The 11607-nt window shown below is 63.5% G+C and carries 9 protein-coding genes; 4 read left to right on the top strand and 5 right to left on the bottom strand.

The window, feature by feature from the left end:
• Positions 1-211 precede the first annotated feature (211 nt).
• Both fdxA and mutS read right to left on the bottom strand, forming a co-directional pair.
• Positions 212-535, bottom strand: a complete 324-nt coding sequence (gene fdxA / locus ABZE94_RS16025; protein ID WP_090500306.1) for a ferredoxin FdxA — start codon at positions 533-535, stop codon at positions 212-214.
• Positions 536-679: 144 nt separating this feature from the next.
• Complete coding sequence (gene mutS, locus ABZE94_RS16020) at positions 680-3253, bottom strand: DNA mismatch repair protein MutS (RefSeq protein ID WP_372876481.1); 2574 nt, start codon at positions 3251-3253, stop codon at positions 680-682.
• A gap of 78 nt (positions 3254-3331) precedes the next feature.
• Between mutS and ABZE94_RS16015 the strand changes: the two genes are divergently transcribed.
• The 3 genes from ABZE94_RS16015 (at position 3332) to recX (ending at position 5447) form a co-directional block, all read left to right on the top strand.
• Positions 3332-3844 carry a CinA family protein gene (locus ABZE94_RS16015; RefSeq protein ID WP_372876480.1) on the top strand — a complete coding sequence of 171 codons (513 nt, stop codon included), beginning with the start codon at positions 3332-3334 and terminating at the stop codon, positions 3842-3844.
• A 90-nt stretch (positions 3845-3934) separates the two neighbouring features.
• Positions 3935-4972: a recombinase RecA gene (gene recA, locus ABZE94_RS16010; RefSeq protein ID WP_372876479.1), complete on the top strand. Its 1038-nt coding sequence runs from the start codon at positions 3935-3937 to the stop codon at positions 4970-4972.
• 10 nt (positions 4973-4982) lie between these two features.
• Positions 4983-5447 (top strand): recombination regulator RecX, encoded by a 465-nt coding sequence (gene recX / locus ABZE94_RS16005; RefSeq protein WP_372876478.1) that lies wholly within the window; start codon positions 4983-4985, stop codon positions 5445-5447.
• A 121-nt stretch (positions 5448-5568) separates the two neighbouring features.
• On the opposite strand, the gene ABZE94_RS16000 is transcribed toward recX, so the two are convergent.
• Positions 5569-6639 (bottom strand): LOG family protein, encoded by a 1071-nt coding sequence (locus ABZE94_RS16000; protein WP_372876477.1) that lies wholly within the window; start codon positions 6637-6639, stop codon positions 5569-5571.
• A gap of 482 nt (positions 6640-7121) precedes the next feature.
• Positions 7122-8525 carry an MBL fold metallo-hydrolase RNA specificity domain-containing protein gene (locus ABZE94_RS15995; RefSeq protein WP_372876476.1) on the bottom strand — a complete coding sequence of 468 codons (1404 nt, stop codon included), beginning with the start codon at positions 8523-8525 and terminating at the stop codon, positions 7122-7124.
• A gap of 128 nt (positions 8526-8653) precedes the next feature.
• Here ABZE94_RS15995 and ABZE94_RS15990 point away from each other — a divergent pair, with 128 nt between their 5' ends.
• Positions 8654-11059: a xylulose 5-phosphate 3-epimerase gene (locus tag ABZE94_RS15990; protein WP_372876475.1), complete on the top strand. Its 2406-nt coding sequence runs from the start codon at positions 8654-8656 to the stop codon at positions 11057-11059.
• A gap of 87 nt (positions 11060-11146) precedes the next feature.
• On the opposite strand, the gene ABZE94_RS15985 is transcribed toward ABZE94_RS15990, so the two are convergent.
• Positions 11147-11545, bottom strand: coding sequence for a quorum-sensing-regulated virulence factor family protein (locus tag ABZE94_RS15985; RefSeq protein ID WP_372876482.1), 399 nt, complete (start codon positions 11543-11545; stop codon positions 11147-11149).
• Between the last annotated feature and the right edge of the window lie 62 nt (positions 11546-11607).

The raw sequence follows: 11607 nt of genomic DNA, 5'->3' as shown, positions 1-11607 counted from the left end.
GCGCTAGTATTACACCTGTGCCGAGGGACTGGCACAGGCCGCAACGGATTGCAGCCAGGACAACCGCAGGATGTGGTTTCATCAGGATGATGAGCAGGGAATACAGGGAATAGGGACAAAAGAGTGGGCGGGTAATACCGCCCCTTTTTTTGCCTGCAAGAAAGCAAAAAACCCGCGCAAGGCGGGTCTTTCAGTGAGCGCCGGTCGAGCCTTAGCGTTCCAGGTGTTGCAGCTTGTCCTTCACGCCATCCCACTCTTCAGCATCAGGCAGCGCTTCTTTCTTTTCGGTGATATTTGGCCAGACTTCAGCCAGGTCGGCATTGAGCTCGATGTATTCCTGTTGATCTTCCGGTACCTCGTCTTCGGAGAAGATCGCTTGGGCCGGGCACTCCGGCTCGCAGAGTGCGCAGTCGATGCACTCGTCCGGGTGGATCACCAGGAAGTTCGGGCCTTCGTAGAAGCAGTCCACCGGACAGACTTCCACGCAGTCGGTGTACTTGCACTTGATGCAGTTGTCGGTGACGACGAAGGTCATTTCTAATTCTCTCCTCAGGCTACGGCACGGGGACTGTTTTCCATAAACAGCCCCTAGGCTCGGGAAGCTATGGCTGCGACGCCAGGCTAGTAGGCCGCAGCATCCCAGAGCGCGCGCGATTCTAACAGCTTGTGCGCGCGGGCGTTAGACTCGCGCTTTCCATGTATATAACAGTTCCAGCGCTTTGCGCGGAGTCAGATCATCCGGGTTGATTTTGATCAATTCCTCCAGCACCGGGTGCGGCAGGCTGGCAAACATATCACTTTGCAGCGGAGCCGCCTGCTGGCCGGGCTCGTGGCGTGGCAAATCATGGGGCAGGCTGGTGGTTTCCAGGCGTGCCAGATGTTCGCGGGCGCGCAGAATCACTTCGCCGGGCACGCCGGCCAGTTGCGCGACAGCTAAACCATAGCTCTGGCTGGCCGGGCCGGGCAGTACATGGTGCAAGAAGACGATGCGCTCATTGTGCTCGGTGGCATTGAGATGGACGTTGGCCACCAGAGGTTCGCTTTCCGGCAGGACCGTGAGTTCGAAGTAGTGGGTGGCGAACAGCGTGTAGGCGCGTAGCCTGGCCAACTGCTCGGCCGCTGCCCAGGCCAGCGACAAGCCGTCGAAGGTGCTGGTGCCGCGACCGACCTCGTCCATCAGCACCAGGCTGCGCTGCGTGGCGTTGTGCAGGATATTGGCGGTCTCGCTCATTTCCACCATGAAGGTCGAGCGACCGCCGGCCAAGTCGTCGCTCGAGCCGATGCGGGTGAATATGCGGTCGACCAGCGACAGCTCGCAGCTTTTCGCTGGAACGAAGCTGCCGATGTGGGCCAACAGCACGATCAGCGCGGTTTGGCGCATATAGGTGGATTTACCGCCCATGTTCGGCCCGGTGATGATCAGCATGCGGGTGTCATCGTCCAGGCTCAGGTCGTTGGCCACGAATGGGGTGGTCAGCACCTGCTCGACCACCGGATGACGGCCCTGGTCGATGCGCATGCAGGGTTCGTCGACGAAGCGTGGGCAGTTGAGGTCGAGGCTCAGGGCGCGCTCGCCCAGGTTGCTCAGCACGTCCAGTTCGGCCAGGGCCGCGGCGCTGTCCTGCAGCGGGCCGAGGTGACCGATCAGGCGTTCCAGCAGCTCTTCGTAGAGGATCTTTTCCCGGGCCAGGGCCCGGCTCTTGGCCGACAGGGCCTTGTCCTCGAACTCCTTGAGTTCGGGGGTGATGAAGCGTTCCGCGCCTTTCAGGGTCTGGCGGCGGATATAGTCGGCCGGGGCCGACTCGGCCTGCTTGCTTGGCAGTTCGATAAAGTAGCCGTGCACGCGGTTGTAGCCGACCTTGAGGTTGGCCAGGCCGGTGCGGGCTTTCTCGCGCACTTCCAGGTCCATCAGGTACTGGCCGGCGTTTTCGCTGAGCGACTGCAGCTCGTCCAGCTCGGCGTCGTAGCCGGTCTTGAGCACGCCGCCATCGCGGATCACCGCGGGCGGGTTGTCGATAATGGCGCGGGCCAGCAGCTCGGCCAGCTCCGGGTAAGTGCCGACTATTCCCGCCAGGTCGGCCAGGTGCGGCGAGTCGAGATTGGCCATGGCCATTTGCAGCGTGGGCAGGGCGGCCAGGGCGTCGCGCAGACGCGCCAGGTCGCGCGGCCGGGCATTGCGCAGGCCGATCCGCGCGAGGATGCGCTCCAGATCGCCGATTTCCTTGAGCTGCGGCTGCAGGGTCTCGAAGCGGTAGCGCTCGAGCAGGCAGGCGATCGATTCCTGGCGCGCTTCCAATATCGTGCGGTCGCGCAGCGGGCGATTCAGCCAGCGGCTGAGCAGGCGACTGCCCATGGCGGTCTGGCAACGGTCGACCACCGATTGCAGGGTGTTCTCGCGGCCGCCGGCGAGATTGATGTCCAGTTCCAGGTTACGGCGGCTGGCACCGTCGAGAATCACCGTATCGTCGAGGCGCTCATGGCGCAGGCTGCGCAAGTGCGGCAGGGCGGTACGCTGGGTTTCCTTGGCGTAGGCCAGCAGGCAACCGGCGGCGCCGATGGCCAGGCTCAGGCTCTCGCAGCCGAAGCCTTTCAGGTCCTGGGTGGCGAACTGCTGACAGAGGCTCTTGTGCGCGCTGTCGCGTTCGAAATCCCAGGGTGCGCGGCGGCGGCAGCCACGGCGTTTTTCTGCCGGCAGGCCCTGCGGCCAGTCGTCCGGAATCAGCAGCTCGACCGGGTTGAGGCGCTCCAGTTCGGCCAGCAGGTTTTCCCAGCCTTTGATTTCCAGCACGCTGAAGCGGCCGCTGGTGATATCCAGCACGGCCAGACCGAACAGGCGCTCATCACCGAGCACGGCGGCCAGCAGGTTGTCGCGACGCTCGTCGAGCAGCGCTTCGTCGCTGACCGTGCCGGGGGTGATGATGCGCACCACCTGGCGTTCCACGGGCCCCTTGCTGGTGGCCGGGTCGCCGATCTGTTCGCAGATGACCACCGACTCGCCGAGCCTGACCAGTTTGCCGAGGTAGCCTTCGGCGGCATGATAGGGGATCCCGCACATGGGGATGGCCTGGCCGGCCGACTGGCCGCGGGCGGTGAGGGTGATATCCAGCAGCTTGGCGGCCTTTTTCGCGTCCTCGTAGAAGATCTCGTAGAAGTCGCCCATGCGGTAGAACATCAGCTGATCCGGGTGCTGGTTCTTCAGCCTCCAGTACTGTTGCATCATGGGCGTGTGAGAACTGAGGTCGCTTTGGCTCATCGTTTTAACTGTCCGGCTGAATCGCAAAAGCGCCTAGTGTACGGTATCCCCCTGGCAGGCTTTAACCCCGGAGTGCAGATGATCGTCAATGAGCAGGACCTGACCCGTTTGGCGGCCGAACTGGGGCAGCGGTTGCAGGCGCAAGGCGCCCAGGTGAGTACCGCCGAATCCTGCACCGGTGGGGGCATTGCCGAAGCGATTACCCGGATTCCCGGCAGTTCGACCTGGTTCGAGGCCGGTTACGTCACCTATTCCAACACGCAGAAGACCAAGCAGTTGGCGGTGCCGGAGCAGCTGTTCGGCCAGGTGGGTGCGGTCAGCCGCGAGGTGGTCGAGGCCATGGTGCGCGGTGCCCAGGCGCAGAGCGGGGCGCGTTATGCGGTGGCGGTCAGTGGCGTGGCCGGGCCGGATGGCGGCTCGGCGGAGAAGCCGGTGGGCACCGTGTGGCTGGCCTGGGGTGACGACGAGCAGCTGTTCAGTGCGCGTCGACAGTTCGCTGGCGATCGCAGCGAAATTCGCCGACAAACGGTCGAAGCCGCGCTGGCGGGGCTATTGCACCTGGTCGCGCAAGAAAATCCAAATGCGGGGTAGGCGGGCGACTTGCCCTGTGGAATAATACTGTCTACTTATACAGTTGTTAGTGGCCGCTAGCAGGCCCTTCTTTATTACGTGAGGACTTCAATGGACGAGAATAAGAAGCGCGCCCTGGCGGCAGCCCTGGGCCAGATCGAAAAGCAATTCGGCAAGGGTGCGGTGATGCGCATGGGCGATCACGATCGCCAGGCGATTCCGGCCATTTCCACCGGTTCGCTCGGTCTGGACATCGCCCTGGGCATTGGCGGCCTGCCGAAAGGCCGGATCGTCGAGATCTACGGCCCCGAGTCTTCCGGTAAAACCACCCTGACCCTGTCGGTGATCGCCGAGGCGCAGAAACTTGGCGCGACCTGCGCCTTCGTCGATGCCGAGCATGCCCTGGATCCCGAATACGCCGGCAAGTTGGGCGTCAATGTCGACGACCTGCTGGTATCGCAGCCGGATACCGGCGAGCAGGCGCTGGAGATCACCGACATGCTGGTGCGTTCCAATGCCGTCGACGTGATCGTCATCGACTCGGTGGCGGCCCTGGTGCCGAAGGCGGAAATCGAAGGCGAGATGGGCGACATGCACGTGGGCCTCCAGGCTCGCCTGATGTCCCAGGCGCTGCGCAAGATCACCGGCAACATCAAGAATGCCAATTGCCTGGTGATCTTCATCAACCAGATCCGCATGAAGATCGGCGTGATGTTCGGCAGCCCGGAAACCACCACCGGTGGTAACGCCCTGAAGTTCTACGCCTCGGTGCGTCTGGACATTCGTCGCACCGGTGCGGTGAAAGAGGGTGACGAGGTGGTCGGTAGCGAAACCCGGGTCAAGGTCGTGAAAAACAAGGTGGCGCCGCCGTTCCGTCAGGCCGAATTCCAGATCCTCTACGGCAAGGGCATCTACCGCAATGGCGAGGTCATCGACCTCGGCGTGCAGCACGGCCTGCTGGAAAAATCCGGTGCCTGGTACAGCTACCAGGGCAGCAAGATCGGTCAGGGCAAGGCCAATTCGGCCAAGTACCTGGAAGACAACCCGGAAGTGGCACGCACCATCGAGGGCCTGATCCGCGAGAAACTGCTGGTAGTCAGCCCGCCGGTCAAGGCTGGCGCAGGCGATCTGGCCACCGCCGAGGCCTGACTCGTAGAACATGCCTGTCGTACTGGATAACCTCGTCGCGGTGCGCCGCGCGGCCATGGATCTACTGGCGCGTCGTGAGCATGGGCGTGTCGAGTTGACCCGCAAACTGGCTAAGCGCGGTGCCCCACTCGAGCTGATCGACACCGCCCTCGAGCGCCTGGCGCAAGAGGGCTTGTTGTCCGAGGCGCGTTATCTGGAAAGCTTTGTCGGTTATCGTGCGCGCGCCGGTTATGGGCCGCTGCGTATTCGTGAAGAACTGATCCAGCGCGGCCTGCCGCGGGCCGATGTCGAGCAGGCGTTGGCCGACTGCGGCATCGATTGGCGCGAGCAGCTGGAACAGACCTGGCGCCGCAAGTTTGCCGGTCAGCGGCCGGGCGACGCCCGTGAACATGCTCAGCAGGGCCGCTTTCTCAGTTATCGCGGCTACCCACTGGATCTGATCGGGCGCTTGTTGCGCGGTCTCGATCTGGACTGAGATGCCCTGTGAGCCCGGCGCCTGTGCGCCGGGTTTTGTGTTTCTGGACGCTGGTTGTTTGCACGACTCTGCTGGCGGCATGGGTTGCGGAAAACTCGCTTGCCAATCTTGATCAGCGTGGTTATTGCCAGTGCTGCGGCTGGTTGATCAGGTTCAACAGTTCGCGCAAGCGGCCGTGGTCGCGGCTAGTGAATGCGAATGCCAGGCGAGTCAGATGACAGAGTTCCGGCTCGTCCTGCTCGGATTCGCAATAAGCCTGCTGCTGGAAACCACCGCTCTTGCACAGGCCGATGAACTCGGTGTTCAACTGCTGCATGGCCGCGTCATTGAGCGCATGGTTGAGACGGATCACATAGCGATCCTTGAGCCAGCGACTGGAGTGGTAATTGCGATAGAACTGCGCGATTTCGTCGGCTGCCTCGCTGGCGCTGTGGACCAGGCGCACCAGATGCAGGTCGCTGGGCAGGATATAGCTGTTAGCCACCAGTTGGTTGTCGATAAAGGCCATGGCCTCTTTCCAGAAACTCCCCCCCGGTTGATCGAGCAGTATCACGGGTACCAGTGGGCTCTTGCCGGTTTGAATCAGGGTCAGCACTTCCAGTGCTTCATCCAGGGTGCCGAAGCCGCCAGGGCAAAGCACCAGGCCGTCGGCCTCCTTGACGAAGAACAGCTTGCGCAGAAAGAAGAAGTGGAATGACAGCAGGTTGCTGGTGCCATGCACGGTGGCGTTGGCCCCTTGTTCGAAGGGTAGGGTGATATTGAAACCCAGGCTGTTTTCCAGGCCGGCGCCTTCATGGGCAGCTGCCATGATGCCGCCACCGGCACCGGTGACCACCATCAAGTCGTGCCGCGCCAGGGTGGCGCCGAGCTCGCGGGCCAAGGCATACAGCGGGTGATCGGGCGGCGTGCGGGCCGAGCCGAATACGGTCACTTTGCGCCGCCGTTTGAACTGTTCGAGCGCGCTGAATGCGTGCTCCATTTCCCGCAGGGTTTGCAGCATGATCTTGGCGTCCCAGCGATTGCGGTCGGCTTGGGCCATGCGGATCACCGTGATCAGCATGTCGCGATACAGCGGCAGGTTAGGGCTATCGCCAGGGGCGACCAGGTTTACCAGTTCGTCGACTTTGTCGGTTAGGTCGATACCGCTGGTCTGGAAGTGACGGGATAGATAATCATCCGGTTCGTAAGGCATTCGACTTCTCCTTTCAGGATGCCGGCCGGCTTCTTCCGCTGTCGTGAAAGCCCGGCCATAGTCTGAGTATGGCTGGAGCCTGCACTTTGGCGGGCTAAATAGTTGATCAGGTTACAGAATATCGCCAGTCTGGGTAGGCGGAAGCGCCAGATTCGGCTGACCTGCGGCTGGATTTTGAACCGGTTCGTCAGTGCGAAGCAGGAGGGTTGAGAGGCTGCGAAAAATTCTCGTCTGCTGCCGTCCGGGCGGGGAGGCGTGGACCATGGCTCACCGGCGCGGCGCGGCCCGGCGCAAAGCTGGCGGGTTGCCGCTCCGCTCCGCCCGGATCGCCGCCCGGGCCGCCCTACGGGATCGCTCCGGGCGGGTCGGTAAAGCAGTCACGCCCCCGTCGGCGATGACGGCCACGCAACAACTGCTGCCCCGCGCCTGCACACCTATAGGGGCGGCCCGGGTTCGGCCGGCTGCAGGTGTCCCGCATGGGCTCAGATGGCGATCTGCTCGCCTGGCTCCGGGATACTGGCAATCCAGTTGAGGCGCTCGCGCAGGGTTTTCTGCAGCACCTGCATTTTCTCCAGTTCGCCATGCACCAGATACAGCTCGGGGTGATGGTCGAAATGACTGACCCAGTCGAGTAACTGCGACTGCCCGGCATGGGCGGAGAAACCGCCGAGGGTGTGGATCTGCGCTTTGACCGCGATGCGCTGATGGAGCATTTTCACCGTGCTGGCGCCGTCGACTATGGCGCGTCCCGGGGTGCCTCTGGCCTGGAAACCGGGGAACACCACATGACAATCCTCGCGCCATAGGTTGTGTTTGAAGTGATGGGCGATGCGCCCGCCGGTGCACATGCCACTGCCGGCGATGATGATGGCGCCGCTCTTGACCCGGTTGATCGCCATGGATTCCTCCGGCGTCGGCGTGCAGCGCAGAATCGGCAGCCAGTCCTCGATGCGCCTGGCGGGCTTGTCCGCGATGGCCGCATGATCGTCCGGGTCGAACAGGTGTTGAAAGCGCGAATAGATGGCGTTGGCGCGAATGGCCATCGGGCTGTCGAGGAACACCGCCTGCTGCGGCAGTCGACCTTCCTGGTAGAAGCGCCCGAGGTAATAGATCAGGTCCTGGGTACGGCCGACGGCGAAGGCCGGAATCAGCACGTTGCCGCCGTCGCGATGGGCCTGCTGGAGAATCTCGGCCAGTTCATCCAGGGTGTCGTCGCTGTTGCGGTGATCGCGATCGCCATAGGTGGACTCGAGCAATACCAGGTCGGCGCGATCGAGCGTGGTCGGGGCATGCATCAAGGGCGAGCAGGTGTTGCCGAGGTCGCCGGAAAACACCAGGCGCCGGGTCAGGTGATGATCCTGCACCTGCAGTTCGACGATCGCCGAACCCAGGATATGTCCGGCATCGTGAAAGGTGACCTGTACGCCCTTGGCCACTTCGATTGGCTCGCCATAGGCCTGCGGGCGCCGTTGCTTGAGCGCCTGCTCGGCATCCTCGGTGGTGTACAGCGGGCTGAGCGGCGGCTTGCCCAGGCGCGCACGCCACTTGTTCTCCCACTCGGTATCCTTCTCCTGGATCTGCGCCGCATCCAGCAGCATCAGTTCCATCAGTTCACAGCTGGCATCGGTGGCGAAGATCGGCCCGCGATAACCGGCCCCGGCCAGTTTGGGCAGCAAGCCGCTATGGTCGATATGAGCATGGGAAATCACCACGGCGTCCAGGCCCAGTGGGTCGAAGGGGAAGGGTGCACGGTTGCCTTCCTCCTCTTCGCGGCGGCCCTGGCGCATGCCGCACTCCAGCAGCACCTTGGCGCCATCGCGGCTTTCGATCAGGTAGCAGGAACCAGTGACTTGCTGGATGGCGCCAAGGAAGCTGAGCAGTGCCATGGTGGAAATCCTTGATGGGGGCGAATGATCACAGGGTGCCGCGAACGGAGGGCAGCGACCTTGATGCAGGTCAGGGTGTCGGCTGTTGGGTTTGTTCTAGACTGGGCGAAAACGCCAGGAGAGCGCCCATGCCGCAACTATTGCCGAGTGCCAGCGAGCTGGCCGCACATGCCCTGGTCGAGCCCGGCTTCGCCGCCTGGCAGCAGGGCTATGGCCCTGTACAGCATAGTCCGGAAACCCGTGCGGCAGTCTTTCGCATGGCCCATCAACTGGTGCAGGCTGGGCAGCAGCCCGACCTCGCCAGTGTCTATGCCCTGCTGCGCGCACTGGACCGGCTGAACGCCGCCGGGTTATGGCTGGTGGTGCACATGACCTATGCCAGGCGCGTGCGCCTGGACGGCATGGCCCTGAAGCCTGACGACTTCAAGGTAAAGCCCGAGGGACATACAGGCGGTGCCTTGAACATGGTGCCCGGCTACGCCGCCTACCTGGCGTTGAACGCCCTGACGGGGGAAACCCGTGGTTGGCTGATGGGCCAGGGGCACTGTGTGGCGGCGGTCGAGGCGCTGAATCTGCTGACCGCCAACCAGCACCCCGAGCAGGCCGCGCGTTATGGCTGCGATGAAGCAGGCATGAGCCGGCTGGTGGCAGATTTTTACAGCTATGCCCAGGCGCCCGACGGCGCGCCGGGTGTGCCCCTGGGCAGTCACGTCAATCCGCATACCGCTGGCGGTATCGCCGAAGGGGGTTACCTCGGCTTTGCCGAACTGCAGTACTGCCACCTGCCTTTGCCCGGTGAAAAGCTGGTTGTCTTCCTGTCGGATGGCGCGGCCGAAGAGCAGCGTGGCAGCGATTGGATGCCGCGCTGGTGGCGGGCGGAAGATTGCGGGGTGGCGCTGCCGGTGATGATCGCCAACGGCCGGCGTATCGAACAGCGCACCGAGCTGGGCACGCAGGCGGGATTGGAGGGGTTTCGCCAGCACCTGCGCCGCTGCGGTTTCGATCCGATCAGCTTCGATGGGCGCGATCCGGCGGCCTTCGTCTGCGCCCTGTGGCAGATGGAGCAGCGGCTGGGGCATCGGGTTGCCGAGTTGCACAGCGGCATCCTGCATTACCCGCTGCCGATGCCCTATGCAATCGCCGAAACCGAGAAAGGCTTCGGCTTCTATGGCGCCGGCAGCAACGCCGCGCACAACCTGCCGCTGCCGGCCAATCCGCATCAGGATGATGCCGCGCGTGCGCTATTCAATCGGCATGCTGCCGCTCTGTGGGTGGCGCCCGACGAGTTGACCCGGGTCTGCGCGCAATTTCGTGGCGCGCGCGCCGAGCGTGCGCTGGAGCGCGATCATCCGTTGGCGCTACGCCAGCCGGTAGCGCTGCAACTGCCCGAGCTGCACTACCACGGGCAAAGCTGCTCGCCGATGTCGGCGCTGGACCGCTTTTTCGTCGAGCTGGTGCAGGCCAATCCGCAGCTGCGGCCGCGGGTGGGCAACCCGGATGAATTGGCCAGTAATCGCCTGGAAGGCGTTCTGCAGGCCCTCAAACACCGGGTCTGTGCGCCTGAAAGCGAGTTGGAAGCCGTGGATGGCGCGATTATTACCGTGCTCAACGAGGAAGCGGTGGTGTCCGCCTGCCTGGCCAATCAAGGCGGTCTGAACCTGGTGGCGAGTTACGAAGCCTTCTGCGTGAAGATGCTCGGCGCGGTGCGCCAGACCCTGATCTTCGCCCGGCAGCAGAAAGAAGTGGGGCGTCCTGCCGGCTGGCTTGGCTGGCCGCTGGTGGCGACTTCGCATACCTGGGAGAACGGCAAGAACCAGCAATCGCACCAGGACACCAGCTTCTGCGAGGCCCTGCTCGGCGAGATGAACGACATGCTGCGGGTACTCTTTCCGGCCGACCATAATTCACTGCTGGCCCTGCTGCCGGCGGTCTACCAGGCGCACGGGCAACTGGCTTGCATTGTCAGCCCCAAGCGCGAGCGCCCGGCCCAGTTCGATCAGCAGCAGGCCGAGCAACTGGCCCGTGATGGCGCCCTCCTGCTGGATCAGCAGGAGGGCGCCGACCCCGTGCTGCTGATCGCCACCGGCGCTTATCAGTTGACCGAGATGCGCCGGGCTGCGGTGCGCCTGAGCGCGAAGAAATGCGCCTGGCGTCTGGTTTACCTGCAGGAGCCGGGGCGTTTTCGTGAACCGCGCGATCGCTGGGAAGCACAAGCCGTGGCGCCGGCCGCACTCTGCCACGCGTTGTTCCCGGCGCAGTATCCACGTCGCGTGCTGCTGACCCATATGCGTCCGGAAGTGGCGCGCGGGCATCTCTGGCCGATCCTCGGCGATGCCCGCTGCAACCGCGTGCTGGGTTATCGCAACCGCGGTGGCACCCTGGATGAGGCGGGCATGCTGTTCGCCAACCAGGCGACCTGGGCGCACGTGTTGCAAGCGGTCGCAGAGGTGTCGGGCATCCCCGCACAGAAGCTGTTGAGCAACGAGGAGCGGGCTGCACTGGCCGGCACGGGCAAGCCCGAATGCCTGCGCTGAACTGCCTGAAAGGTGCCCTGTGGTCGGGTCATCGGCGCGACAGGCAAAACGCCGATTGCCATGCAGCTGCGACGACCGACGGCCGGCCTATTGGCCGCAGTCGCTGTTACTGAAGCGCTCGCTGACGATCGGACGATTGGTCTTGTACTCGCTGAATTCGTAACGCAGGACGGCGCCACGCGCCAATAACTGGCGATAGCCCGAGTTGCGGCACACGCTGTTGGCCAACTGCGCGCGCACGCTATCCGGATTGCCACGCATTTGTGCGGCGTGGTCGGGGCGCACGCTCAGGTGATTGACCAGTTCATTGCCTTCGACGCTATAGCCTTGATCGAGAATGTCTTCGTTGATCGCCCGTGGCGTACCAACGCTGCTTTCCCGGGCGACTCGTTCGAGGGTCTTGCTCAGCTCGAAATTGTTCAGCGATGCGGCCTGAGCGAGCATGGGTAGGCTAAGGGCAAGGATTAGAGCGATCAGGCGCGGCATGGGGTTCTCCAGAGTCAGTTCGAACCCTTCGACAGGTATGCACCTGCAGAGGTTCAGCAGGC

The organism is Pseudomonas sp. (assembly GCF_041601375.1).
In the GTDB taxonomy this organism is placed as follows: Bacteria; Pseudomonadota; Gammaproteobacteria; order Pseudomonadales; family Pseudomonadaceae; genus Aquipseudomonas.
The sequence above is the reverse complement of the archived record's forward strand: the minus strand, read 5'-3'. Positions and strand labels throughout refer to the sequence as shown.